Raw genomic sequence first — 26,291 nt, 5'->3', positions numbered from 1 at the left:
CCGACCAAGTGTCGAGCGGCTCGGGCCATGCGTCCTGCAGCCGGGTCCCACGATGTGGCGTGACGCGGCCATGACATCCGCAAAGGTCAAGCGCAAAAACGCCGGATGATTTGAAATAATTCCAAGCTACCCACTTGCGATTGGAACAAAAACGAGGTGCTATTCGCCACCGCGTCTTTTTGCCCATGTGAGGGAGAACTGTATGAAACGTTTCGTTATCGCCGCTGCTCTGGTTGCCGCCGGCGTCGCCACGGCTTTTGCCGGCCCGATCGAAGATCGTCAGGCCTTGATGAAGACCATGGCCAAGAACACCAAGGAACTGGCAGGGGTCGCCAAGGGCGAGACGCCGTTCGACGCTGCCAAGGTCAAGGCGTTGCTGCAGGTTTATGTCGACGACTCGGCCAAGCTGCCCACGCTCTTCCCCGAGGACAGCAAGACCGGCGGCACCGATCCGACCACGGCCGCACCGAAGATCTGGGAAGACCAGGCCGGCTTCAAGACCGCCGCCGCCAAGCTCGGTACGGACGCTACGGCAGCTTTCGCTGCGGCAGACCAGGCCAGCTTCGCCAAGGCTTTCGGCACGGTTGCCGCCAATTGCAACGCTTGCCACGGCACCTATCGCATCAAGAAGAATTGAGGCAGGCTTGCGCCTTGCCGGGATGCTTCACCGGAAATTGATCTCGAAGTGACATTGCCGGGCTCGTCCCGGTAATGTCGTTTTGAGGCTGTGTGACCGCATTGTCCGGGGTCGCCAAAATGACCCTGGGACATCTGGAGCAAAGCGCGTTCAGGCTTGAACGCTTATTTGCTCTAGCTCTTTGCTTCGGTGAGGGGACGGCCGGGGCAAAAAACGATAAGGGCCGCGCAATCTGCAGCCGGCGCGACCGGGGAATAAACCGGCTGCGGCGACTGTCAGGCAAGACGGGCCTGAACAATGGCGTTCAAGCCGGAAAAGGGGGCTTTCCCGGATGTCACTGAAGCGAATACTCGGTGGGTTGGTAGTGCTTGGCCTGATCGGGCTGGGCGTGTTTTGGTTCGTGACGCAGCCCGCGCTCTTGCCGGCCTCTGTCCTCACGGCGGATTACAAGCCGAACCTGGCCAATGGCGAGACAATCTTCAATATCGGCGGCTGCGTCTCCTGCCACAAGTCCCCGGGCCAGGAAGAGCGGCTCAAGCTTGGTGGAGGGCTGGCGCTGGGCTCGCCCTTCGGCACCTTCTATGCCCCCAACATCTCCCCCGACGCCAAGCAGGGCATCGGCGCCTGGAGTGAGCTCGAATTCGTCAACGCCTTGCAGCGCGGCGTCGGGCGCGAGGGCGAGCATCTGTACCCGGCTCTGCCCTTCACGTCCTACGCCAAGCTGAAGCTGGAGGATGTGCGCGATCTCTATGCCTATATGAAGACGCTGCCGGCGGTCGATACCGCCGACAAACCGCATGAGATCGGCTTTCCCTTCAACATCCGCCGGCTGCTCGGTGGCTGGAAGTTCCTGTTCTTCGACGACAACCCTTTCAAGCCCGATCCGTCCAAGACCGCGGAGTGGAATCGCGGCGCCTATCTGGTGCTCGGTCCCGGCCACTGTTCCGAATGTCACAGCCCGCGCAACGCCTTTGGCGGTATTGAAGCGGATAAGCGGTTTTCGGGCGGGCCTGATCCGGAAGGCAAGGGCTGGGTGCCCAACATCACCCCCCATGCCGACGGCATCGGCACCTGGACCGAGGCGCAGATCGCGAGTTTCCTGAAGGATGGTTTCACGCCTGACTATGACTCGGCGGGTGGCAGCATGGCCGAAGTGGTCCAGAATACGGGCCATCTCAGCGACGACGACCGCAAGGCGATGGCCGCCTTTCTGGTGACGCTGCCGGCGATCCCGGGTAAGGCGCCGAAGAAGCCATAGAGCGTAATCCCAGAAGGTTGCACGACTTTATGGACAAGATTATGCGTTGAAACAAGGACTTAAAGAGCGTGGTCCGATCCGTGTGGCCGGATCGCGCTCCATGCAGGCTTCCCGGGACGGGGCCATTCCTGTCCCGGAGGAATCACGCAGGCTTTGATAGTGCCCAGGTTCCAGCCTTGCCTCGGGAAGGCCTGGATATCTGGCCTGAAACGCAAGACGCGCCGAAACGAGGAGTGAGAGCCAAGCAGCGTTTTCTCATAAGCGCGCTTTGCTGTAGGCAGGGACAAAACGTGGTGCGAGCGCTGAGAATGCTGACGTCGATCAGGGCGATTGTGACCGGGGCGGGGCTGATGCTCGCTTCACCGGCGCTTGCCGCCGATTCCTATGCGCTGGTGGTGGGGATCGATGCCTATGAAGCGCCGATCAACTCCTTGCACGGTGCCGTCAACGACGCCAAGGACATTGCTCAGGCTTTGACCAAGGCCGGCGTCAAGAAGCTGACCCTGATCACCGACAAGCAGGCAACCAAGCCCAACATCCTCGCCGCCTGGAAGGAGTTGATGGACCAGGCCCAGCCCGGCGACACCTTCTATTTCAGCTATGCCGGCCACGGCTCGCGCGAGCCCGGCAAGCCAAACGATCCCGATTCGCCCGACGGGTTGAACAATATCCTGGTGATGGCCGACTTCGCCCCCAGGCTGCCTGGTGCCGCCAATCGCATCGTCGACAAGGAAATGGCGGTACTGCTCAAGGAGGCGGCCGCCAAGAAGGTCTATCCCATCATTGTCATCGACGCCTGCAACTCCGGCACAATGTATCGCTCGGTCACCTTGGGCCTGACCTATCGCGCGACGCCCCAGGCCAAGATCTCGCGTGAGGAATTGCTGGATTTCGCCCCGCCCGTGCCTGATGTCTCGACCAAGATCGCTGCCAACGACCCCTTCACCTTCCTGGCGGGCGTTGCCGACGACAAGCTGGTGCCGGAGGTGGCGATCGACGGCCAGCCGCGCGGTGCCTTGTCCTACGCCTTCTCGCGCGCAGTGGAGGGGCAGGCCGACGCCAATCATGACGGCGTGACCACCGAGAAGGAACTCGTCGCCTTCGTGCGCGCCTTCGTGCTGCAGGCGACGCAGAGCCAGCAGGTCTCGCAGTCCTTCCCCGATATCAGCCGAGATATTCCTGTCTTCCGCTCCGTGGCGGCCGGCCCGAAGGGGAGCCAGGACGATATCGTGAAGGCAATCGCCGTTGCCGAGCAGGTTGCGACGAATACCCAGCTTACGCTTGCCGTGCGCAATGGCAGCCTCGCCGGTGCTCCTCCCGGCGCTACGCTGGTGAGCGACGAAGCCGGCGCCGACCTCGTTTATGACGCGGCCGCCGGCACCGTGGAAAAGCGCGTGGCCGGCGTGGTGGCCGAGGGCGTGCAGCCCTCCGGCCTTGGCGGCATCGTCGCCAAATGGCGGGCGATCGCCTTCCTGCAGGCCATGGCCGGAGGCTCGATCCAGCCTTTCGAAGTGGCAGGCGGCTCGCGCACCTTCAACCGCGGCGAAAAGCTGACGGTGGGCCTCGCCGCTTCCAATCACCGTTTCATGACGCTGTTCAACCTGCCGCCCAACGGCAAGGTCGAATTCCTCTATCCGACCTCCCAGGCCGAGCGCGACGAGAATTGGAGCGGCAAGCCCTTCACCTTGCCGCTGCAGGTGCGCGATCCGCCTTTCGGCGCCGAGCACCTGATCGCCGTCCTGTCAGACCAGCCGCTGGACCAGTTGCACACTGCCTTGCAGAAACTGTCGAGCCCGCAGGCTGCCGAGGACCTGCCTGATACGCTGAAAAACGCCCTGAGCGGCCAATCGGTCACGGTCGGCATCGCCAACGTCTTCACCAGCGCGGGGACGCCATGACGCCCTTCATTTGGATGCCATTCATGCGGAAGTTCCGGATAGCGGTCGGCGTCATGGCCTTGGTGGGCGCCACCCCGGCCTTGGCCGACAAAGCCCTGATCGTCGGCATCGATGCTTATCGGGCTGATCAGCTTTCGGCCGAGCTCAAGGGCGGCGCTCGTGCCGACGCTCTGCGCATGCAGGCGATGCTGACGGGCGCGCTCGGCTATGACAAGAGCGATGTCAGGCTGCTCCTCGACGATCAGGCGACCGGCACGGCGATCCTCTCCGGGTTGCGCGATTGGCTCGGCGACAGCAAGTCGGGCGAACGGGTATTTTTCTATTTCGCGGGCAAGGGCCAAGCCGCCAAGACCGGCAGCGGGCGCGAGGACGTCCTTCTGCCGTTCGATGCCACCATGCAGCCCGGAGGCTTCGGCAATACGCTGAGCCGCAACGAGATCGACCGGCAGCTCGGCAAGCTTGCCGGACGCCGGATCACGGAAGTCATCGATTCCAGCCATGCCGGCACGGTGACGCGGGCGATCAGCGTCGAAGCCAGCGGCGGCGGCAATCCAGCCGCTCGTTCGCCACAGCTCGATGGTTCCACCCGCTCGATCGTGGTCGAGCCCGCGCTGGGGGATGAGCCGGTGGCCGCGCCTGCGCCGGCGGGCACCGATTTCGTCAAATGGCAGGCGGTCTCCCCCGCCCAGACCGCTCTGGTCGACGAGGAGGCGGCGCCCGCTTATCGCGGCGTCTTCACCACCGCTTTTGCCGACGGCATCGAGAAGGGGCTGGCCGATGCCAATGGCAATGGCACCGTCTCGAACCAGGAACTGCTCGATTATGTGCGGGCGCAGTCCTCGGCCTATTGCGGACGCCACCGCGATCGTTGCGAGATGGGCCTGACGCCCATGCTGTCGGGGGACGGGGCGGCGCTCAAGGTCGCTGCGGTTGTTGGAGGAGCCACCTCGGCCGGGAGCGGCGAGGCGCTCAACCAGGGCAAGCCAACGGCGGACAAGATCCTCGATTTGCTGGGGGCCAAACTGTCCGACAGCGTCAGCGTCGAGCAGATTCCGCCATCGCCCGTGCGTTTGGGCACCAGGGACATGCGCTTCAAGGTGACCTCTTCGCAGGACGGCTTCTTGATCCTGCTCTCGGTCTCGGACGAGGGCGAAGTGGTACAGCTCTTTCCCAACGCCATCGCGGCGGCCCATGGCAAGGATGGCCGGATTCGCGCCGGCAGCCCGATCATGGTGCCCGATGCCAGCTACGGCATGCGCTTCGATGCGACCTCTGTGACAAAAGGTACAGTCCTGGCGCTGGTTGCGGTTGATCCTTTGAAGCTGTCGAAAGGCTTCGTCACGCGCAAGATCGACGTGATCCCGCAGGATGAGGTCAACGGGTCGGTCCTGCCCGAACTGGCCGACAGCCTCGCCAAAACAGCCAATGCGGACAGTGTCAAGGCCAATGCCAAGGCGATAGGACGTTCCGTTGCAACCATGCGTTATGAAATCGTCCCGTGAGGAGACCGTCATGTTTTACCGCAATCCCCTGCGCATCGCCGGCCTGATGGTCGCGGGCGCCCTGCTGACGGCGGGGCTGGCGGCCTCGACCTCGCAGGTTTTCGCCCAGACCAGCAATCAGAGTACGGCTGCCCCTGCGCCGGCCGAGGCGCCGGCGGGGGACAGCAAGCCCGCCAACCCGGCGGTTGCCGCCCCCGAGCCGGCGGCACCTGCCGAACCGGCCAGCCAGGCCGCACCCGCTGCACCCGCTGCGACGCCTGCGCCTGCCGCTGCACCGCCGGCTCCACCCGCTCCCCAGCCGAAACCCGAACCCGCCGCCGCTCCGTCCGCGCCGCCGCCACCAGCCGCCCCTGCGCCCGCCGCCGCTCCGGCTGCCGAGCCGGCGCCGGCACCGGCTCCCACACCTGCGGCAGCCCCAGCCCCAGCTCCGGCAGCGCCCGCACCCGCGCCAGCCCCGGCGGCCGCCGCCGGTATTCCCGCCGACATCAAGGTGCCGAGCGATCCGGTGGCCAAGGCCGCCTTCGACGTCTTGGACAAGCACTGCTCGCGCTGCCATCAGAACGGCATGCTCAACCGCGAGAAGCCGGCCAAGAATTTCGGCAACATCCTGCATATGGAAGAGATCGCCGCGGATCCGCATCTCGTTCAGGCCGGCAATCCCGAGGGTTCCAAGCTGTTCCAGCAGGTGCTCAACAAGGAAATGCCGTATGACGTGAACTACGAGTTCGACACGACGAAACCGGAAGTCACGACGGCGGATATCGAGGCGCTGCGCACCTGGATCAAGGCAACCGGCGACCAGGAGGCAGCTGCCTGCACCGGTCGCAAATTCGTCACGTCCGAAGATGTCGTCGCCGCGATTTCGGCCGACCTGCAGAAGCAGGATGATCACCGCGTGCGCGGCATGCGCTATTTCACGCTGACCAATCTCTACAATGCCTGCGCCACCGACGAGGCGATGAATGTCTACCGCCAGGGCCTGGTCAAGCTGATCAACGGCCTCGGCCGCCGCTCCGACGTGGTGAAGCTCGCCACCGTCGACGAGGCCAAGACCATCGTGGGGGTCAATCTCGAGGACCTGGGCTGGCAGGAGAGCGACTGGAACACGGTGCTCGCCAACTATCCCTACGCCGCCAAGCCGGATGTGCGCGCCTATGACTTCATCGCGCAGCAGACCAATACCGAGCTGCCCTATGTCCGCGGCGACTGGTTCGCCTTCACGGCTTCCCAGCCCCCGCTCTATGACACGCTGCTGCAACTGCCCAACGATTTCCCGGGCCTGACCGACAAGCTCGGCGTGCCCATGAAGGACAATATCGACAAATTCATCGCCCAGCGCGCCGGCTTCCAGAAGTCGGGCGTGTCGCAGAACAACCGCCTGATCGAACGCCATCCCATCAGCACCGGTTACTTCTGGACCTCCTACGATTTCGCCGGTTCGAAGGGCAGGCAGAGTCTGTTCCTGCATCCGCTTGGTCCGGAGCAGGACGGTATCGCCAACGGCTTCCATCATGACGGCGGCGAGAGCATCTTCTCCCTGCCCAACGGGTTCCAGGGCTACTATCTCAACAAGTCGGACGGTGCCCGCCTCGACAAGGGACCGACGCAGATCGTGCGCGATCCGTCGCGGCGCGACCTTTCGGTGACCAACGGCATTTCCTGCATGGGCTGCCACGACCAGGGCATGCGCAAGGCCAAGGACGAGGTGCGCAAGGCGGTAACGGCCGATCGGTCCTTCTCCAAGGACATCCGCGACACCGTCGCCTCGCTCTATCCCGACAATGCCAAGATGGATGCGATCATCGAGGACGATTTCCAGCGCTTCAATACGGCGATGAAGCGGGCCGGGCTCGACCCGACGCTCAAGCTCGCCGGCGTGGAAATGACCAACGCCCTGTTCAAGCGCTATGAGGACGATCTCTCGCTGCGCCGGGCCGCCGCCGAATACGGCTATCCGCCGGAAGAGTTCAAGCAGCGCTTCATCGACGCCGGTCCCGAGGCCATCGCCCTGATGCGCCGCCTGGAGCAGGGCATCGTGCCGCGCGACCAGTTCGAACAGCTGTTCTCGAAATTCGTGGAAGGGGCGACCGAGGACCGCGTGCTCGACACCTCCAAGCTCGAGGGCGCGCAGACCGTTGCAGCTCCGATCGACAGGCCCGCCTCCGGCGGCTCCTTCGATCTGCAGCTCACTGCGGACAAGAGCAGCTATAATGTCGGCGACCGCATGGTCATGCAGGTGGTCTCCACCCGCGATTGCAACCTTTTCGTGGTGAACGTCGACAAGGCCGGCACCGGCACCATCATCTTCCCCAACAAGTTCCAGATCGAGAACGCGGTTCGGGCGGGCGAGCGCGTGGTGCTCGGCGGTTCCGGCTCGAAATTCGCCTTCAAATTGCGCGATCCCGGCCAGGAGAAGGTCGTGGCGGTCTGCCGTGTGGGCGGCGCGACGCGCAGCATCGCCGGGATGCAGGTCGATCCGGTGGCCAATAGCTTTGCCTCGATCCCCAATTTCGAGCAGGGACTGACCCGCCAGATTGTCGTCGAAGCCAATGAGGACCGCCAGGAAGCCTCCGGCCTTGACAATGACAGCCGCAAGCAGGCCCAGTTCGCCAAGATTGCGCAGGCGACGGGCAACAAGGTGGCGGCCGGTGCTCCCGACGCGGCCAAGCAGTCGGTCGCATCCACCGCCATCGTGATCCCGGTGCGATAGGGGAGGTGAGGATGGGCGTTTCCTTCATCCTGAAGCTGGGTGTCGCCACGGCCGTCGGCCTGGCGGCAGTCAGCGCGGCCCTGGCCGATTGCGCCAGCCTGGATGCGCAGGTGAAGGCGGCGATCGGTGCCGGCAAGGCGGATGCCCTGCCGGCCCTGGCGGAGGCCATCACCAAGGATACTTCCTGCGACAGCGCCTATGTCGCCAAGGCGCGCCGCTCGATGGCTCTGGCCGTGCTGCTCGCCGGCGAGCAGCCTGGCGGGAGCTACAGCCCGCAGGCCGTCGCCAGCGCGGCGGCGATCGCCCGGCCCTGGCAGGTGGCGATGGCACTGGGTGATGTCAAATATGATGGCAAGGACTATCCGGCGGCCGTCGAGGCCTATGAGGCGGCCATCAACGACATCCGCAACGTCAAGGACGTGCCCAAGGCGCCACCGCGCGAGATCGAGGAATATCTGGCCAAGCGCGCCTATCAGGCCAAGTCGCTGGCGCCGAGCTATATCTCCTCACGCGGCGTGCGCGGCCAGGCCGAAGGCGTGATCGTGCCGACCTTTCGCAATTTCACGGCAGTGTCCGTGCCGGTGCCGATCCGCTTCGACACCAATGAGGCGGTGCTGACGGCTGACGGCGACAAGGCGGTGGACGATCTCTACAACTTTCTCAAGACCCAGAGCATTGGCGAGGTCACCCTGATCGGGCATACCGACGAGCGTGGCAGCGGCGAGCATAATATGAGGCTGTCCAGTGCCCGCGCCCTGGCGGTGGCCGAGGCGCTGCGCCGCCGCGGCCTGCCGATCTTCATTCGCGTCGTCGGTCGCGGCGACCGCGAGCCCTTCGCCGCCGACGATCGCTCCAAATACAGCCGTGACGACCTCTACTCCTTTGATCGGCGGGTGGAATATCAGGTGAAGTGATCCGGCGGAGCCAGGCATGCAGCCGGACGGCAAGCTCCGCCATGGCCTGATATCGGTGCTATAGCGGCCTCGCCGGCGACAACGCAGTGCCTGTGGGGTTTCTGACATACCATGCTACCCGGCGAGGCGTAGTGGTGTTCGCTTCACAGCGAAGGCCGGCCGCGTGAGCCTGAATTTGTCAGATTATTTCGCAGTCTACCCCTTTGCTCGCTTGACTTTGGATCGGCCCTCCCGGACTTTTTGCCTCCCTGACGGGTTAAAGGCCGCAGGGGGAGGAAGGGTTTCCAGAGGAGAGCCAAATGAAGTTTTCACGTCGCATCGCAGGCGCCGCGCTGACGGGGGTCGCCATGGCCCTGGCGGTGGGGCTTGCCGGTCCCGCATCGGCCCAGAGCCTGAAGAAGGTCGGCGTCTCGGTCGGCTCGCTCGGCAATCCCTTTTTCGTCGCCACGATCAAGGGCATCACCGACAAGGCCAAATCCATCAATCCCGCCGTCGAGGTGACCTCGGTCTCCGCCGAATATGACCTCAACAAGCAGTTCACCCAGATCGACAATTTCATCGCTTCCGGCGTGAACGTCATCATGCTCAACGCTGTCGATCCGCAGGCCATCCTGCCGGCCGTGAAGAAGGCACAGGCGGCCGGAATCGTGGTGGCGGCCTTCGATGTCGGTGCGACCGGGGTCGATGTCACCGTGATGACCGACAACGTCAAGGCCGGCGCCGAAGCTTGCCAGTACATCGTCGACCAACTCAAGGGCAAAGGCAGCGTCCTCATCGTCAACGGGCCGCAGGTCTCCTCGGTGATCGACCGGGTCAAGGGCTGCAAGGATGTGTTCGCCAAGAGTCCCGACATCAAGATCCTCTCCGACGATCAGGATGCCAAGGGTTCGCGCGACGGCGGCCTCGCCATCGCCCAGAGCCTGCTTACCCGCTTCCAGAAGGTCGATGCCGTCTTCGCGATCAACGACCCGACGGCCATTGGCGTCGAACTCGCCGCCAAGCAGCTCAACCGCAGTGAATTCTTCATCACCAGTGTCGATGGTGCGCCGGATATCGAGGTCCAGCTCAAGAGCGGCACTTCGATGATCAAGGCTTCGGCGTCGCAGGACCCCTACGCCATGGCCGGCAAGGCGTTGGAGCTGGGAGCCGGCATCGTCGATGGCAAGAAGCCGGATCCGAACGTGATCCTGCTCGATCCCGTGCTGATCACCAGTGAGAACCTGGCGAACTACAAGGGCTGGGAAGCCACCCGCTAAAGTCTCTTTTGGAGCGCGGACCTCACAGCCCCATGAAGTCATGGGGCTGTGTCCGCTCTTGGAAACGCCGCGCTCCAGGGAGACGTTCTCGTCCCGGCAGCTTGACACTGGCGGGCTCGTAACTCAAAGTGAAACCGGTTTCACTTATTGAAGAAGCGAGCATGCGCTTCGATCTTGCCATCCTCACGCCCTATGTCGGCTTCCTCGCCCAGGGCGCGCTGCTGACGCTGGAGGCCTGTGTTCTGGCTCTCGCCGGCAGCCTCGTCTGCGGGGCGCTGGTGGCAATCGCGCGCACCTCGGCCTCGCCCACGTTGCGGCGGCTCGCCTTCGTCTATGTCGACCTCTTCCGCAACGTCCCCTTCATCGTGCAGCTCTTCTTCTTCTATTACGGGCTGCCGGAAATCGGCATCTATCTGAACGCCTTCGCCACCGGCGTTATCGCGCTCTCCATTGCCGGCGGCGCCTTTGCGTCCGACGTCATCCGCTCCGGGATTCTCGCCATCGATACCGGCATTCTCGAGGCGGCCGAAGTCAGCGGCCTGTCGAGGCGCACCATCTTCACCCGCGTCATCATGCCGATCGCCCTGCGCACTTCGATCCGGCCGCTCGGCTCGGTGTTCATCAACCTGGTCCTGACTTCCTCGATCCTGTCGGTCGTCACGCTGAACGAACTGACCGGCACGGCCAAGATCGTGGCCTCCAACACCTTCCGCCCCTTCGAGGTCTATGCCGCGCTGCTCGTCATCTACGCCGCGATGACCTATCTCATCTCGCTCGCCATCGGCCTCATCCATCGCCGCCTCAACCGGGACATGATGGAGGCGGTGCGCTGATGCGGTATACCGAGTTCACACCCTATGACCTCGTCTTGCTGGCGCAGGGCCTCGGCGTCTCCCTTGGCCTGTTCGCCGGCACCACGCTGGCCGGGCTGGCGCTTGGCGCCTTGCTGGCCGGATTGCGCTTCTACCGTATTCCGGTGCTGAATCCGGTGCTGACGGCCGTAACCGAACTGCTGAAGAACTCGCCTGTGCTGGTGCAGCTCTTCCTGGTCTTCTTCGGCCTGCCGGCCTTCCTGAAGATCAATGTCACGCCCGTCACGGCGGCATCGATCACCCTGACCGGCAACACCGCCGCCTTCGTCTATGTGATCGCCACCGCCGCCATCGATGCTGTGGGGCGCGATCAGCTCGAGGCTGCCAGGGTGTTCGGCCTCACCCGGTGGCAGGTGCTCAAGCATGTCGTCGCGCCCCAGGCCATCGCCTTCGCCATCGGGCCGCTGACCGGGCTCCTGGTCAACCAGCTCCAGGTCACCTCGCTGATCTCGGTGATCGGCGTGATGGACCTGACCAAGGTCGGCAACATCCTCAATCTGCGCACCCTCAAGCCCTTCGTGGTCTGGACCGTGGTCGGCCTGTTCTATTACGCGGCGGCCAAGACCTTGGCTTGGCTGGGTACGCGCTATGAGACAAGGCTGAGGGCCCATAGCGCCTGGAGAGGGATCTGACGTGCTGAAGGTCGAGAAGGTCTGCAAGGATTTCGGCTCCCATCGCGTGCTCGACGGCGTGGACCTCACCATCGAACCCGGGCAGGTCGTCTCCGTGCTTGGCTCCTCCGGTTCGGGCAAATCAACCCTGATCCGCTGCATCAACGGGTTGGAGAAGCTCGATGCAGGCCGGATTACCATCGACGATTTCGATGTGGCAAAGCCGCGGGATCTCACCGAGGCGCGCAAGCGCTCGGCCACCGTGTTCCAACTCTTCAATCTCTATCCGCATCTGACCGTGCTGCAGAACATCACCCTGGCGCCGCTGGAGGTGTTGCGCCGGTCGCGGGCGGAGGCCGAACACCGGGCCATCGTCCTCCTGGAGCAGGTCGGTATGGGCGACAAGGCGGCTTCCTATCCGGCCCAGCTCTCGGGCGGCCAGCGCCAGCGTGTCGGCATCTGCCGGGCGCTTGCCATGAACCCGCGCTATCTTCTGCTCGACGAAGTGACGAGCGCCCTCGATCCGGAGATGACGGCCGAAGTGCTGGCGATCCTGGCCAAGCTTGCCCGCTCCGGCACCACCATGCTGTTCGTCACCCATGAGGTGGAATTCGCCCGGCGCATTTCGGACCGTATCGTCTTCCTGGAACATGGCAGGCTGCTGGTCGACCTGCCGACGCAGGCCTTCTTTGCCCCCGAGGTGGGGCGTGACCATCCGCGCATCGCGCAATTCCTTTCGAAAATGCGGAAAGACTGATGTTGCTCCTTGCCAATGCCGAAGCCTGGCCCGGATTCCCGTTGACGGTCGAGATGCTGCGTGCGGGCGCCGACAGCCTCGACGCCATGGTTGCCGGCATAGGCCGGGTCGAGGCCGAGCCGCGTGTGCGCAGCGTCGGCTATGGCGGCTGGCCCAACATGCTCGGCGTGATGGAATGCGATGCTGCCGTGATGAACGGCACCACCAAGGAGATCGGCTCGGTCGGCGCCGTCCCGGACACCATCCCGGTCGCAGCCTTGGCCCAGGCTGTGATGAAGCGCCTGCCCCATGTCATGCTGACGGGCGACGGTGCTCGCCGCTTCGCCAGTGAAATCGGTTTCTCCGTCGATGAGGTGCTGATCGAAGATTCCAGGCGTGTCTGGCGCGAGCGCCTGGAAAACGAGCTCGATGCCGGGCAGTTGGCCCGATTTCCCGATATACCGCTCGCGCCTCTATCGTGCACGATCACCGATCCGGAGCGGGTGAGGGACACCACCGTGTTCCTCAGTGCCGATGCGCGGCGCGGCATCCACACCGCGACCTCGACTTCGGGCTGGGCCTGGAAATATCCCGGCCGCCTCGGCGACAGCCCCATTCCCGGCGCCGGCTTCTATGCCGACAGCCGCTATGGTGCCGCCGTCTGCACCCATACCGGCGAGATGACCATGCGCTGCGCCACCGCGCGCACCATCGTGCTCGCGCTCAAGCTCGGCCGGTCGTTGCGCCAAGCCGTCGACCTTGCCGTGGAGGAACTCGCCGAGCTTAGCGAGGGGTTTCTCGGCGGTGTCGTCATCCATGCGGCCGATGCCGAAGGCCAGCACGAGGTCGTCAATTTCCGCTGCGAGGGCGAGATCCGCTACTGGCTGTGGGAAGACGGCATGGCGGAGCCCGAGCTCCGGCCGGCAAGAACAATCTGACTGAGGGGAGTGCACAAACATGAAGAAAATCCTGCCCGCATTATTGGGATTGGCGATCGCCGCCTGCGCCGCCCTGCCGGCATTTGCCGGCAAGCTCGACGACATCCGCGCGCGCGGCAGCGTGCGCATCGGCGTCTCGCTGGGAGGAGAGCCGATCGGCTTCCGAGACGCCCAGAACAATCCCGTCGGCTATGATGTCGACGTCGCCACCCTCCTGGCCGAAAAGCTCGGCGTGCCCGTGGAGTTCACCGATGTCTCCGGCGATGCCCGCATCTCGATGCTGGTTTCCGGGCAGCTCGACATCGTGGTCGCAAATACTTCGGCTACGCTGGAGCGGGCCAAGACGGTGGATTTCTCCATTCCCTATAACCGGGCGGGCCTGCGCATCCTGGTGCAGGCCGATGCCGGCATCGCCAAGCTGGAGGATCTCGGCGGCAAGTCGGTGGTGGTGGGACGCGGCACCACCGGCGAGAGCTTCCTCAAGAAGGCGGTGCCGACGGCCAATCTCGTCTATGTCGACCAGTTCGCGCCCGATGGCGTGCTGCAGCTCCAGCAAAAGCGCGTGGACGCGGCGATCGAGGATTCGTCCTTGCTCGACTATCTCGCCACCAAGAACCCCTCGCTCGCCACCCTGCCGGGGCTCTATTCCAACGATCCCATCGGCATCGCGGTCGCCAAGGGGGATCCCGAATTCGTGCGCTGGCTCGACATGTTCGTGTCCGACTATATCCAGTCCGGCGCCTACGAGGCCAATTACAAGAAATGGTGGGGCGAGAAGGCCAATCCGCCCAAGCTCACGCCGCTGTGGTGAGGAGACGGCGCAAAACCTTCTCCTGCAAAGGGGAGGAGGCAATAACGCCTCGTCTCACCCCGTCAGGCGCGGCACATAGCGGGTCGGCACCAACTCCGGCTCGAATGTGCTTTCGACCACCGGTGGCTCGTTGAGCAGGCGCACCATGCGGGCGACATAGGCGGCCTTGTCATAGCCGATCGAGGAAATCGGATAGGCCTCGAAATCGAGCAGCGAGAGATTGTCAAAGCCGTAGAGGCGGAAGCGTGCCGGCCGGTTGCCGGGGAAATCGGCCCTGAACACGTCGAGAATACCCATCGCCATGGCGTCTGAGGTGCAGAATACGGCGTCAGGGTGGTCGCCCTCGAACAGGCCCGGCGCGAGGGCATGACCGGAACGATAGGAATAGTCGCCCTGCAAGGTTCGCAGCAACTCGATGCCATGAGCCGCGAAAGCTTGGGCGTAAAGGCCGATGCGCGCCTGTTCCACCAGGGAGCTTGCCCGGCCAGTGACCAGGCTGGCGCACCTCACGCCCTTGGCAGCGGCATCCGCGGCCGCCTGGCCGATGCCGACGGCTTCGTCGGGAATGATGGCGGGCGAGCGGTGGTCATGTCGGCCGTTCAGCATGACCACCAGGTCGGAGCGGAACATGCGCCGCACCGTCGCCGCATCGGCGAAATCGGAGAATACCAGGGCGGCATCGACGTGATAGGCCACGCCCTGACGCAGGAATTCCTCGACCTTGTCGGTAGAGCCGACGCGCACCAGGATGACCTGCCGCCCGCCCGCCTGGATCTCGGCGAGCAGCAGGTCGAACAGATCGAGGTCGGAAAGGTCGTGAATATGGTTGACCAGGACGGCGACGAGATTGACGGTCTTGGTCGTCAGGCTCTGCGCCAGGAGGTTGACGCGGTAGCCGAGTTCGGCGGCCGCGGCCAGGACGCGATCGCGCTTGGCGCCGGACACCGGTCGCTTGGAGGCGGAGAGCGCGCGCGAGGCCACGGCCCTGGAGACGCCGGCGAGTGCGGCAACGTCGCTGATGGTCGGTGCTGCCTTGCGCCTCATGAGGCCTTGCACGCTCCTTGCCGGAAATTCGAAACCATGACTGACGACACGCGCTAAAGCATTTTTCAGAAAGGCGATAGATTTTCGCCTGGAAAATGCGTCAAAACAAGGAGTTAGAGCAAAGCACGATTCAGGGAAATCGTACTTTGCTCTAATACAGGAAACAGCGGCTTGGAAGGTCTCTTCTGTCAATGACGATCTGCTTCGATATCGGCGGCTCCGCCATCAAGGCGGCTGTCGCCACGCCTCAAGGCGAGATCAGGCCCTTTGCCCGAGTTGCAACGCCGCTCGGCGATTTCGAGGCCTTCGTGCAGGTGCTCGCGGATCTCAGAAGGCAAGCAGGGGGCGGGGCTGGCGGCGGCGTCGCCTTGTCCATCACCGGCGTCGTCGATCCGCGCAGCGAGATTATCACCTGCGCCAACATTCCCTGCCTCGACGGGCGGCGGCTGGCCCCCGACCTTGCCGAACGCCTGGGCGTGCCGGTGTATGTCGCCAATGACGCCGACTGCTTCGCCCTTGCCGAGGCTGTGAAAGGCGTTGGGCGCGGGCATCGCATCGTTTTCGGCATCATCCTCGGCACGGGCATCGGTGGCGGCCTGGTCATCGACGGGCGGATCCTAACCGGCGCGGGCGGTTTTGCCGGCGAATGGGGGCATGGACCGGTGGTGGCGACCGAATCGGGCAATCAGCCGGTCGCGCTCCCCCGCTTCGCCTGCGGCTGTGGCCAGAAAGGCTGCGTCGATACGGTTGGAGGAGCCCGCGGCCTCGAAAGGCTGCATCGCCACCTTACCGGCGTTGAGCGCGACAGTACCGAGATCATCGCGGCCTGGCGGGCCGGCGAGGCCGCGGCGGCGCGCACGGTGGCTTGCCAAGTCGATCTCGTCGCCTCTCCCCTGGCTTTGGCCGTCAATATCGTCGGCGCCGACATCGTGCCGGTCGGGGGCGGCCTCGCCAGCGTGCCGGAATTGATCGCCAGGCTGGACGAGGCGGTGCGCGGCCGCATCCTGCGGCACTCCCCAGAGCCGCTGGTGGTGCCCAGCATCCTCGCGCCGGAACCCGGGCTGATCGGCGCGGCCCTGCTCGCCCGCCAGGGAGAACGCCTATGACCGCCTTGCTTGAAATCTGCGTTGCCGACGCCCACAGCCTCGAAGGCGCGATCGAGGGTGGCGCCGATCGCATCGAACTGTGCTCGGCGCTCGAACTCGGTGGCCTGACGCCATCATCAGGGCTGATGCGGCTGGCGGCGCAGGCGCCGATCCCGGTCTATGCCATGATCAGGCCGCGGGCCGGCGATTTCGTGTTCTCCGCGCGGGAAAGCGAGATCATGCTTGATGATATCGAGGCAGCGGGAGGAGCAGGGCTCGCCGGCGTGGTGCTGGGTGCCTCCCAGCCAGACGGCCAGCTCGACGAGGCCCTGCTGTCGCGCCTGCGGGTGCAGGCGCAGGGGCTCGGCACCACGCTGCATCGCGCTTTCGATCTCGTTCCCGAGCCGCTGGCGGCTCTGGAGACGGCCGTTGCTCTCGGCTTTGAACGCATCCTCACATCGGGAGGAGCCGTCACCGCGCCCGAGGGGCTGGAGGCGTTGCTGCGCCTGCATCGGGCCGCCCGGGGGCGGATCGGCATCATGCCGGGTTCGGGCTTGACGCCGGCCAATATCGCTCCATTGCTGGCGGCGCTTCCCGTCTCCGAGGTGCACAGTTCCTGTTCCGCCGCCGGGGAGCCATGGAGCGCCGAGGCCGTCCGCCTGGGCTTCGCCGTGGGGCGGCGGCGCCAGACCAGCGCCGACATCGTCTGCACTTTCCGCAAGGCGATGGCATAAGCCGGAAAAGAAATGGCCGCCCGAAGGCGGCCATTCCGGCGAACAAGATGTGCCGCCTCAGAGGACCTGGCGCAGCACCACGAAGAGAAGGAAGGACAGCGCCATCGAGGCGGGCAAAGTGAGTATCCAAGCCATCAGCAGGTTGCGCACCGTCGACATCTGCAGCCCGGTGCCATTGGCCGCCATGGTGCCGGCGACACCCGACGACAGCACATGGGTGGTCGACACCGGCAGGCCGAGATAGTCGGCAGCACCGATCGTCGCCGCGGCAACGATCTCGGCCGAGGCACCCTGGCCATAGGTCAGGTGGGTCTTGCCGATCTTCTCGCCGACCGTCACCACGATGCGCTTCCAGCCCACCATGGTGCCGAGGCCAAGGGCCAGGGCGATGGCGACTTTCACCCAGGTCGGGATGAACTTGGTCGTGTTGTCGGTGGCGGTGTGATAGGTCTTGATCGTCTTCAGATCGGCGTCCGACACGGGCAGCAGCTTCTTGGAATCGATCAGCTTCAGGGCCTCGCCGATCAGATACATGTCGTTGCGGGTATTGGAGACCAGTCCTGCGGGCACTGCCGAAGCCGAGCCGTAAGGCGAGAGCTGGGAGGTGGTCTGCTCGATGAAGGTCTTCAGGGCTGGCGTCGTCTCGTCGTTCCAGCTGCGCGTGCGCACCGCCTCGGAGACCTTGGCCTTGGCATCGGCGGGAGCGACCGTCGCGCCCGGCTTGATGTAGTTGCCCAGGACCGAACCCGCCGCACTCGAAGCAGCCTTGTAGGTCTCGAGATAGTTGATGTCGGGCGTGCGGTTGAGGGCGAAGGCGGTGGGCACCACGCCGATCAGGATCAGCATGATCAGGCCCATGCCCTTCTGGCCGTCATTGGAGCCGTGGAAGAAGCTGACCAGTGTGCAGGTCAGGATCAAAAGGCCGCGGATCCACAGCGGGGGCGGCTGATTGCCTTTCGGCTCGACATAGAGAGCCTTGTTCCGCACGACGAGCTTCATCACCAGCAGCAGGGCGCCGGCCAGCACGAAGCCGAACACCGGCGAGACCAGCAAGGACAGGCCGATATTCTTGGCCTGGGACCAGTCGACGCCGCTGGTGGCGGAACCGGCAGGGGCCAGGAACTGGTTGGCGAGGCCGACACCGATGATCGAGCCGACCATGGTGTGGGAGCTCGAGGCCGGCAGGCCGAAATACCAGGTGCCCAGGTTCCAGACGATGGCGGCGATCAGCAGAGCGAACACCATGGCCAGGCCCGCGCTCGAGCCGACCTGCATGATGAGTTCCACCGGCAGCAGCGAGATGATGCCGAAGGCGACCGCGCCGCTCGCGGTGAGCACGCCGAGGAAGTTGAAGAAGCCCGACCAGATCACCGCGAATTCGGCCGGCAGCGAATGGGTGTAGATCACCGTCGCCACCGCATTGGCGGTATCGTGGAAGCCGTTGACGAATTCGAAGCCGAGGGCGATCAGCAGGGCGAGGCCGAGCAGAATCCACGGCACTGCCACGGCGCCCGTGAGATCGGCGGCCAGTGCGTAGCAGACATAGCCGAGCCCCCCGAGGAGGATCACGGCGATCGCGATGTTGGGCAAGCTGCCAAGAGAGTTCGGCCTATCGAGCGGATGGCCGCTCCTCTGGCCAGATGTAACGTCCGTCATCTCCAAACACCCCCGTGTTTCCATGGTCTGGCGACCCTTAGGCGGGGTTCGTGAAGGTTAGATGACAAAATGTTAATCTTGACCGGCGACGAGGAAGAAGGCGGGCTGATCAGGGCTCTTTCGTCGAGGGAAGCAGCCGCTGCCGCCAGAGAAGCTGCACCGCCCGGTCGAAATCGGCAGTGGCCTTCTCGAAGGCTCCGAGCTGTCGATGGACGATGCTGCGCTTGAAGAGGGCATCGGCATGGCCGGGATCGAGCGCAATCACCCTGTCATAATCGGCGATCGCCGCGGGAAAGGCCTGTTTGTATTGATAGGCAAGAGCCCGTCCGTAAACGGCGTCGACAGCATCGGGCTTGAGTTCGATCGCCTTGCTGAATTCAGCAATTGCCCTGTCGAAGTCCTGCTCGTCGGGCCGTGCCGGAGTGGCGTCGGCCGGCGTGGTTTCGGATGCGGACATGCGGACGAAACGCCTTTGCACCTCTACGGAACCTGCCGAAACTGCAACGAAGCTCCCCTTATTCGCCGCAAGTGTCATGAGATCCACTCGAAAGAACCTGCTCACATATGAGCAGCAACGTTGGGGAATGTCCATGGCGTTGCGTTAGAGCGTCTTGCGATGAGACGGAATTACCGGGAAACTCTGCCTAGAGGGCAGGGGGCTTCAGTTGCGCAGACGCTCGAGCGCGAGCTTGCGCCCCGCCATGGCCTGCGGCAGGCCTGGGTTGAGCTGCAAGGCACGATCATAGTCGGCCAGCGCGCGCTCGAAATCGCCGCGCTTGCGATGGGCACCTGCCCGGTTGAGAAAGGCCAGTGCGTTGCTGCCATCAAGCCTGATCGCTTTGTCGAGATCGGCGATGGCGCGTGCGGTGTTGTCGGCATTGGCGTAGGCGGTGCCGCGATTGTAGAGGGCCTGTGCATTGTCCGGCGCCAGGCCGACCGCCAGGCTGTAATCGGCGATCGCCTTGTCGAGTGCACCCATGTGATGATGAGCGGCGCCGCGCCCGAGCAAGGCGGCGATATTGTTGGGCCTCAAGCGCAAGGCCTCGTCATAGTCGGCCACGGCGCCGTTGAAATCGCGGCGGTGGTCCTTGGCGATGGCCCGGTTGAAGAAGGCGGACCAGTCCCGGCGGTTGAGGCCGATGGCCTGGTCGAAATCGGCGATGGCCCCGACATCTTCGCCCATGAGGCCGCGGACGGCACCCCGCAGGCGCAGGGCCTCGGCATGGCGCGGGTTGAATTTCAGCGCCCTATCATAGTCGGCGATGGCGAGAGCGAATTCCCTGCGGCTGGCACGGGCATAGCCCCGCGACGTCAGGGCGAGAACGTGCTTGGGATTGAGCCGGATTACGCTGTCATAGGCCAGAATGGCTTGTTCGATATCACCCTGGCGGCCATAGAGCCCGGCAAGCGCGTAGAATCCGTCGGGATTGCGCGGATCGAGAAGGGTGGCCCGGTGCAGATCCTCCAACGCCCGGGCCGGCTGCTTCTTGGCGGCATAGGCACTCCCGCGCGCGATCAACGCGATCGCCCTGGCCCCATCGTCGACGCCGCCCAGATCCACAATCGAGGTGCAGGCGATGATGACGCGGTCCGGCGCGCCCTGTCGGCAGGCCTTCCAGTCGAGCGGCTGGGCAGGACCGTGCGGATGGAGCGCCAGGAAGGCCGGAACCAGGGCTTTGAGAGGCAGCATCGTGGAAGTCGCGGTGGGGCGGTAAACGCAGCCCACCATCTATAGGCGCGATCGGTGGCGTGGGAAACGGCTGCCTTAGAGCGTTTTGTGATTTGGCGTAATCGCCAAGAATCGCCAAGAATCGCAAAGACGCTCCAGACAATCCATTGGATTGGCTTGGAACCAAAGAGCGAGAGCAAAGCAGCGTTTCCGTCTTTACGCGCTTTGCTCCAGGGGCGGCGGACCCGTCAGTTGCCCCGGGAAGCCGTTATCCCCTTTTGCCCCTGGATACGGCGCATTCGTGGGAGAGGAAACCGGGATGCCCGTTATCCCTGGAGGGGCATTCCGTCCACTTCGAATGTTTGGATGAAAAGGCGTTTCTTTGCTTTTCCCTTGACTTTGCACTGCGAAAAGCGCAGCAACCGGGTGTAACGACCGCTCGGGGGTTCGCGCGGCGCGCTGGTTTTTGGCTTTTTGAGAAGCAGCGCCTCACCTCCCGGCCGTCCCCAATAACATTCCGCTGCTCCCATCCGCGCGTGGGTCGCGATATCGCCGTACCGCCTCATCATGCCTTTCCGGCTGACGACGGACTTGCGATCGCGGACCCGGACGGTGGCGCGCTGCTGTCCGCTCGATGAGCGTGGCATGAAGGATTTGATGTGACTTCCGAAGTAACTTTTGCAGCGCTCGGCCTGGCCGAGCCGCTTTTGCGTGCGCTTGACGCCGCCAACTATGTGACCCCCACCCCGATCCAGCACAAGGCCATTCCCGCCCTCCTCGAGGGGCGCGACATGATGGGCCTGGCGCAGACCGGCACTGGCAAGACGGCTGCCTTCGCGCTGCCGATCCTGCAGCGCCTGTCGAAGTCCCGCCACGGTGCCGGCGCCAAGGGCACCCGCGCCCTGATTCTGGCCCCGACCCGCGAGCTGGCCCTGCAGATCGACGAGAGCTTCCGCTCCTATGGCGTGCATATGGGCTTCCGTTGCGCCGTGGTGTTCGGCGGCGTCAGCCAGGTGCCGCAGGTCAAGGCGCTTTCCGATGGCGTCGACATTCTGGTCGCCACCCCCGGTCGCCTGCTCGATCTCGTGCAGCAGCGCAAGGTTCGCCTCGACAAGGTCGAAGTTCTCGTCCTCGACGAGGCCGACCGCATGCTCGATATGGGCTTCTCGCGTGACGTGCTCAAGATCGTCGACGAGACGCCGCTGGAGCGCCAGTCCCTGTTGTTCTCGGCCACCATGCCGAAGACGATCAAGAAGCTCGGCGAGGAGATCCTCCTCAACCCCGTGCATATCGAAGTGACGCCGGAAGTGGTGACGGTCGACAAGATCGACCAGCATGTCTACCACGTGCCGGCATCGGTGAAGCGCTCGCTGCTCCTGCACCTGCTCAACGATCCGGCAATGAGCCGCGTCATCGTCTTCACCCGCACCAAGCATGGCGCCAACCGCGTCTCGGGCCATCTCGACAAGGCCGGCATCCCCTCGGCGGCGATCCATGGCAACAAGTCGCAGAATGCTCGCCAGAAGGCCCTGGAGGATTTCCGTTCCGGCGCCTCGCGCATCCTGGTGGCGACCGATATCGCCGCCCGCGGCATCGATGTCGACGACATCAGCCATGTCATCAATTTCGAGATGCCGGTGGATGCCGAGAGCTATGTGCACCGCATCGGCCGCACCGCCCGCGCCGGTCGCAGCGGCATCGCCTATTCCTTCTGCGATCCCAATGAGCGCGACGAGCTCAAGGCGATCGAACGCCTGACCAAGAAGCCGCTGACGGTGGCCGCTCCCGTACAGGGGCTGGAAGCCGATCAGAAGCATGGCGAACGCGGCCCTCGTCACCCGCACCAGGGCAAGCCCAACGGCAAGCCCCGGAACAATGGGCAAGCCGAAAAGCCTCAATCGGGCCAGCCCCGCTCGGGGGGCGCGCGCCGTCCGGGTGGCCGCAACAACCAGCGTCGCGCCGCCTGAGGGCGCGGCCTATCCTTTTCTGGGGGCAAAGGGCGTCCATGGCGTCTTGCGATTTGATGGAGACACTTCAAATCGCAAAGACGCGTTGAACCAAAGAGTTAGAGCAAACGGCGTTTCTGCCAAAACGCGCTTTGCTCTAGGTGTGGACGCTTCTTTGTTCTAACGCTTCGTTTGGATGCGTCTTTGCGATTCTTGGTGATTCCGCCAAATCACAAAACGCTTTGACAGGACCTGCACATGGCAAAAGAAGAACTGATGGAATTTGAAGGCTCGGTCTCCGAAGTGTTGCCGGATGCCCGTTTTCGCGTGAAGCTCGACAATGGCCACGAGATGATCGCCTACACGGCCGGCAAGATGAAGAAGAACCGCATCAAGACCATCGAGGGCGATCGCGTTACCGTCGAGATGTCGCCCTACGACCTCGACAAGGGCCGCATCATCTTCCGCCACAAGGACGAGCGTGCTTCATCCGGCCCCCGCCCGCCGCAGCGCGGTGGCGGCAATATGCGTCGCCGCTAAAGCGTTTTGCGATTTGGCGGTCACGCCAAGAATCGCAAAGACACATCGAACCAAAGAGCTGGAGTAAAGCAGCGTTTCCGTCTCAACGCGCTTACTCCAGGAGTCGGGCGGCCCTGCGGGGCCGGTCGAAAAGCTCGGTGAGTCTCGACCTTTGTCATCGCGGGGCATGCCCCCATCGGACGAGTTGTCCGGTGTAGATCCAGAAGCTTGGGACGCAGCTTCGCGTGCAAAGCCCCTGAATTGCCTTCTGAGGCGCTCAATTTCGCTCATCCAGCGATTAGAGCTTGCCATGTCGGGACCTTCTTCCGCATTCGATGGAATAGCCTCGAATCCGGAAGATTCCTCATGAGCCCAGACGAACTCGGCCTGCGCCGCGCCATCATTGAAAAATGCCGTTGGATGAATGCCAACGGTCTCAATCAGGGCACCTCCGGCAATATTTCTGCTCGTCTCGGCGACCGCATGCTGATCACGCCTTCGGCCGTCCCCTATCACGAGATGGAACCGGAGATGATCGCCGCCATGCCCTTCGAGGGCGAATATGGCGCCTGGCAAGGCCCGCTGAAGCCTTCGGTGGAATGGCGTTTCCATTTCGACATCCTCAAGGGCCGCCCGGATGCCGGTGCCGTGGTGCATACGCATGCCACCTGGTCCACCATCCTCGCCATCGCCCACAAGCCCATCCCGGCCATCCATTACATGATCGCAGCATTCGGCGGACCCGACATACGCTGCGCGCCCTATGCCCGCTACGGTTCGGAGGAATTGTCGCGCTTCGCCCTTGAGGCCCTGGAGGGCCGCAATGGCTGCCTGCTCGCCAATCACGGCATGATCGCGGTCGGCTCCAGCCTGGACAAGGCGATGTGGCTCGCCCATGAGCTGGAAACGCTGGCCAAGCAATATTATCACGCGCTGCAGATCGGCGGCGCCAACATCCTGCCCGACAGCGAGATCGCGCAGGTGATCGAGGGCTTCAAGAGCTACGGCCTGCAGGATAAGAAGCCATAAGCTTCGAAGTCCTGGTGGAGTGGAGGATCGTTCAGGGGAGCGGGATCCCGCCGGCGGATGTCGACACCTCACCAGGTCGGCACATAGGCGCCCTTGTATTTATCCAGGACAAAGGCCCTGACCTCGGGCGAGCGGTAGGCCTCGGCCAGGATCGGCACCCAGGGCTGGTCCTTGTCCGCCGTGCGCACCGCAATCAAATTGGTGTATTGCGGCTTGAGTTCCTCCAGCAGCAGAGCCTGCTTGGTGGGATCGAGGCCGGCGGTGACGGCGTAATTGGCATTGACCGCTGCGGCATCGACGTCATCGAGCGAACGCGGCGTCTGGGCGGCGTCGACCTCCAGAAAGCGCAACTGCTTGGGATTGGCGGTGATGTCTGCCACGATCGGCTTGTAGCCGACACCGTCCTTGAGCGTGATCACGCCCTTGTCGCGCAGCAGCAGGAGCGTGCGGCCGCCATTGGTCGGGTCGTTCTGAATGGCGATGGTGGCACCATCGGGCACCTCGCTCCAGGCCTTGTGCCGGCGTGAATAGACGCCGAGCCGCGAATTGATGATCGGTGCGATGCCGACGATCTTGTAACCGCGATCCGCGATCTGGTTGTCGAGATAGGGCTGGTTCTGGAAGGCGTTGGCCTGGATTTCGCCCGCATCCAGCGCAGCATTGGGAACGACATAGTCGGAGAACTCGATCACCTCGATCTCCAGGCCGCGCCTGGCGGCGACGGGCCTGGCCGCTTCCAGGGTTTCGGCCATAGGCCCGGGCGTGGCGCCGACGCGGATGCGGGTGGGCGTGGCCCATGCGGCTGCGGGAGCGGTCAGCAGGGACGCAGCGGCGAGCGACAGAACGGAGCGGCGGGTGAGGGAAGGAGGCATCGATCGATCTCTTGCTGGAACAGGTCGGAGCGATGCTAGTAAGCTCAATCAATATAGTCTATAAAAATTATATATTAAATTCTAAACCCTACGATCCTCGTAATTGGACCTCGCGAAACAGGGCGCGATCAGCCTTCTCCACGACGTGAGGGAAGGCTGATCGCGCCCCTTCTTGCTCGGACGGTGCTAGCCGCTCACAGAATGAACTGGCTGAGATCGGTGTTCTTGGCGAGGTCGCCCACCGTCTTCTGCACATAGTCGGCGTCGATGGTGACGCTCTCGCCACCCTTGTCGGGGGCGGTGAAGGAGATCTCGTCGAGGATGCGCTCCATCACCGTCTGCAGCCGGCGTGCACCGATATTCTCGACGGTGGCGTTCACATGCACCGCTATGGCGGCGATGGCGTCGATTGCTTCCGGCGTGAAATCCAGGGTGAGGTTCTCGGTGCCCATCAGCGCCACATATTGCTTGATCAGGCTGGCTTCCGTGTCGGTGAGGATGCGGCGGAAGTCGTCCTGGGTCAGAGCCTGCAGCTCGACGCGGATCGGCAGGCGGCCCTGCAATTCGGGCAGCAGATCGGATGGCTTGGCGACATGGAAGGCGCCGGAAGCGATGAAGAGGATGTGGTCGGTGCGCACCGCGCCGTGTTTGGTCGACACGGTGGTGCCCTCGATCAGCGGCAAGAGGTCGCGCTGTACGCCTTCGCGGCTGACATCGGCGCCGCCGCGATTCTCGCGGGCGCAGATCTTGTCGATCTCGTCGAGAAAGACGATGCCGTTGTTCTCGACCTGGCGGATGGCCTCCTGCACGATCTGGTCCTGGTCGAGCAGATTGTCGGCCTCTTCCTGGATCAGTTGGTCATAGCTTTCGCGGACCGTGGTGCGCTTGGTCTTGGTGCGTCCCGAAAAGGCCTTGCCGAAGATGTCGCCGATCGAGACCACGCCCATCTGGCCCTGGGGCAAGCCGGGCAGCTCGAAGGACGGCGAGGACGTATCCTTCATCTCGATCTCGATTTCCTTGTCGTCGAGCTCGCCGGCACGCAGCTTCTTCTGGAAGCTGTCGCGGGTCGCCGGGCTCGCCGTCGCGCCAACCAGGGCGTTGAGCACGCGCTGCTCGGCGGCGAGATGAGCTTTCGCCTGGACTTCCTTGCGCTTTTCGGCCTTCACCAAGGCTATGCCGATATCGATGAGATCGCGCACGATCTGTTCGACGTCGCGCCCGACATAGCCGACCTCGGTGAATTTGGTGGCTTCCACCTTCAGGAAGGGAGCATTGGCGAGCTTGGCGAGGCGGCGCGAAATCTCGGTCTTGCCGACGCCGGTCGGCCCGATCATCAGGATGTTCTTGGGCATCACCTCTTCGCGCAGCGTCTCGTCGAGCTGCAGGCGGCGCCAGCGATTGCGCAGGGCAATGGCGACGGCGCGCTTGGCGTCGTGCTGGCCGACGATGTGACGGTCAAGTTCTGAGACGATTTCGCGGGGAGAGAAATTGGACATAGGCACTCGGGGGAAGGGTAAAGTTGCTACATAATGGCTGAAGCGCGAAAATCCAGCATCGAGAATTAAAGGCGCTCCTGCAATTGTGCGACGCGAAC

At 63.9% G+C, this 26,291-nt stretch carries 23 protein-coding genes; 17 read left to right on the top strand and 6 right to left on the bottom strand.

The features are described from left to right. Positions 1-202: 202 nt before the first annotated feature. From ACR9ZN_RS19805 to ACR9ZN_RS19750, 12 genes are all read left to right on the top strand, one after another. Positions 203-637 carry a c-type cytochrome gene (locus ACR9ZN_RS19805; protein WP_434958166.1) on the top strand — a complete coding sequence of 145 codons (435 nt, stop codon included), beginning with the start codon at positions 203-205 and terminating at the stop codon, positions 635-637. Positions 638-968: 331 nt separating this feature from the next. After that, positions 969-1,895, top strand: coding sequence for a c-type cytochrome (locus ACR9ZN_RS19800; protein ID WP_481272981.1), 927 nt, complete (start codon positions 969-971; stop codon positions 1,893-1,895). A gap of 308 nt (positions 1,896-2,203) precedes the next feature. Next, positions 2,204-3,793 (top strand): caspase family protein, encoded by a 1,590-nt coding sequence (locus ACR9ZN_RS19795; RefSeq protein ID WP_481272980.1) that lies wholly within the window; start codon positions 2,204-2,206, stop codon positions 3,791-3,793. Between the two features lie 23 nt (positions 3,794-3,816). After that, the gene (locus ACR9ZN_RS19790; protein ID WP_441773192.1) at positions 3,817-5,295 is read left to right on the top strand and encodes a caspase family protein; all 1,479 of its coding nucleotides are present in this window, start codon (positions 3,817-3,819) and stop codon (positions 5,293-5,295) included. A gap of 10 nt (positions 5,296-5,305) precedes the next feature. Then, entirely contained in the window at positions 5,306-8,005 is a 2,700-nt protein-coding gene (locus ACR9ZN_RS19785; protein WP_481272979.1) for a DUF4384 domain-containing protein, read from the top strand. A gap of 11 nt (positions 8,006-8,016) precedes the next feature. Further along, complete coding sequence (locus ACR9ZN_RS19780; RefSeq protein ID WP_481272978.1) at positions 8,017-8,919, top strand: OmpA family protein; 903 nt, start codon at positions 8,017-8,019, stop codon at positions 8,917-8,919. A 299-nt stretch (positions 8,920-9,218) separates the two neighbouring features. Next, the gene (locus ACR9ZN_RS19775; RefSeq protein WP_481272977.1) at positions 9,219-10,175 is read left to right on the top strand and encodes an ABC transporter substrate-binding protein; all 957 of its coding nucleotides are present in this window, start codon (positions 9,219-9,221) and stop codon (positions 10,173-10,175) included. A gap of 161 nt (positions 10,176-10,336) precedes the next feature. Continuing rightward, positions 10,337-11,008: an amino acid ABC transporter permease gene (locus ACR9ZN_RS19770; RefSeq protein ID WP_481272976.1), complete on the top strand. Its 672-nt coding sequence runs from the start codon at positions 10,337-10,339 to the stop codon at positions 11,006-11,008. Next, positions 11,008-11,679, top strand: coding sequence for an amino acid ABC transporter permease (locus tag ACR9ZN_RS19765; RefSeq protein ID WP_481272975.1), 672 nt, complete (start codon positions 11,008-11,010; stop codon positions 11,677-11,679). The genes ACR9ZN_RS19770 and ACR9ZN_RS19765 overlap by 1 nt, the downstream gene beginning before the upstream one ends. 1 nt (position 11,680) lies before the next feature. After that, entirely contained in the window at positions 11,681-12,415 is a 735-nt protein-coding gene (locus ACR9ZN_RS19760) for an amino acid ABC transporter ATP-binding protein (RefSeq protein ID WP_481272974.1), read from the top strand. Beyond that, positions 12,415-13,332, top strand: a complete 918-nt coding sequence (locus ACR9ZN_RS19755; RefSeq protein WP_481272973.1) for an isoaspartyl peptidase/L-asparaginase — start codon at positions 12,415-12,417, stop codon at positions 13,330-13,332. The genes ACR9ZN_RS19760 and ACR9ZN_RS19755 overlap by 1 nt, the downstream gene beginning before the upstream one ends. Before the next feature lie 19 nt (positions 13,333-13,351). Beyond that, a complete protein-coding gene (locus ACR9ZN_RS19750) occupies positions 13,352-14,143 on the top strand; it encodes a transporter substrate-binding domain-containing protein (protein ID WP_434958155.1) in 792 nt (263 codons plus the stop codon). Positions 14,144-14,197: 54 nt separating this feature from the next. On the opposite strand, the gene ACR9ZN_RS19745 is transcribed toward ACR9ZN_RS19750, so the two are convergent. Next, complete coding sequence (locus tag ACR9ZN_RS19745) at positions 14,198-15,187, bottom strand: LacI family DNA-binding transcriptional regulator (protein ID WP_454815993.1); 990 nt, start codon at positions 15,185-15,187, stop codon at positions 14,198-14,200. Positions 15,188-15,378: 191 nt separating this feature from the next. Between ACR9ZN_RS19745 and ACR9ZN_RS19740 the strand changes: the two genes are divergently transcribed. Both ACR9ZN_RS19740 and ACR9ZN_RS19735 read left to right on the top strand, forming a co-directional pair. Beyond that, positions 15,379-16,293: an ROK family protein gene (locus ACR9ZN_RS19740; RefSeq protein ID WP_481272972.1), complete on the top strand. Its 915-nt coding sequence runs from the start codon at positions 15,379-15,381 to the stop codon at positions 16,291-16,293. Beyond that, complete coding sequence (locus tag ACR9ZN_RS19735; protein WP_481272971.1) at positions 16,290-17,006, top strand: copper homeostasis protein CutC; 717 nt, start codon at positions 16,290-16,292, stop codon at positions 17,004-17,006. The genes ACR9ZN_RS19740 and ACR9ZN_RS19735 overlap by 4 nt, the downstream gene beginning before the upstream one ends. 57 nt (positions 17,007-17,063) lie before the next feature. Here the strand turns inward: ACR9ZN_RS19735 and ACR9ZN_RS19730 are convergent, their stop codons facing one another. The 3 genes from ACR9ZN_RS19730 to ACR9ZN_RS19720 all read right to left on the bottom strand — a co-directional run bounded on the left by ACR9ZN_RS19730 (position 17,064) and on the right by ACR9ZN_RS19720 (position 20,352). Beyond that, positions 17,064-18,662 carry an inorganic phosphate transporter gene (locus tag ACR9ZN_RS19730; RefSeq protein WP_441773183.1) on the bottom strand — a complete coding sequence of 533 codons (1,599 nt, stop codon included), beginning with the start codon at positions 18,660-18,662 and terminating at the stop codon, positions 17,064-17,066. A gap of 109 nt (positions 18,663-18,771) precedes the next feature. Beyond that, positions 18,772-19,119 (bottom strand): tetratricopeptide repeat protein, encoded by a 348-nt coding sequence (locus ACR9ZN_RS19725; RefSeq protein ID WP_434958150.1) that lies wholly within the window; start codon positions 19,117-19,119, stop codon positions 18,772-18,774. 204 nt (positions 19,120-19,323) lie between these two features. Next, entirely contained in the window at positions 19,324-20,352 is a 1,029-nt protein-coding gene (locus ACR9ZN_RS19720) for a tetratricopeptide repeat protein (protein WP_481272970.1), read from the bottom strand. A gap of 638 nt (positions 20,353-20,990) precedes the next feature. Between ACR9ZN_RS19720 and ACR9ZN_RS19715 the strand changes: the two genes are divergently transcribed. The 3 genes from ACR9ZN_RS19715 (at position 20,991) to ACR9ZN_RS19705 (ending at position 23,825) form a co-directional block, all read left to right on the top strand. Then, positions 20,991-22,298 (top strand): DEAD/DEAH box helicase, encoded by a 1,308-nt coding sequence (locus tag ACR9ZN_RS19715; protein ID WP_434958148.1) that lies wholly within the window; start codon positions 20,991-20,993, stop codon positions 22,296-22,298. Between the two features lie 237 nt (positions 22,299-22,535). Next, positions 22,536-22,817, top strand: a complete 282-nt coding sequence (gene infA / locus ACR9ZN_RS19710; protein WP_149253648.1) for a translation initiation factor IF-1 — start codon at positions 22,536-22,538, stop codon at positions 22,815-22,817. A gap of 345 nt (positions 22,818-23,162) precedes the next feature. After that, positions 23,163-23,825: a class II aldolase/adducin family protein gene (locus ACR9ZN_RS19705; protein ID WP_481272969.1), complete on the top strand. Its 663-nt coding sequence runs from the start codon at positions 23,163-23,165 to the stop codon at positions 23,823-23,825. A gap of 68 nt (positions 23,826-23,893) precedes the next feature. On the opposite strand, the gene ACR9ZN_RS19700 is transcribed toward ACR9ZN_RS19705, so the two are convergent. Then, positions 23,894-24,697: a MetQ/NlpA family ABC transporter substrate-binding protein gene (locus ACR9ZN_RS19700; protein ID WP_434958146.1), complete on the bottom strand. Its 804-nt coding sequence runs from the start codon at positions 24,695-24,697 to the stop codon at positions 23,894-23,896. A 194-nt stretch (positions 24,698-24,891) separates the two neighbouring features. After that, complete coding sequence (gene hslU / locus ACR9ZN_RS19695) at positions 24,892-26,193, bottom strand: ATP-dependent protease ATPase subunit HslU (RefSeq protein WP_434958145.1); 1,302 nt, start codon at positions 26,191-26,193, stop codon at positions 24,892-24,894. Positions 26,194-26,291 lie beyond the last annotated feature (98 nt).

The sequence above is a fragment of the Labrys sp. HAY1-8F genome (genome assembly GCF_056754975.1).
Note: the sequence above shows the minus strand (reverse complement) of the source record. Positions and strands in the feature narration are given on the sequence as shown.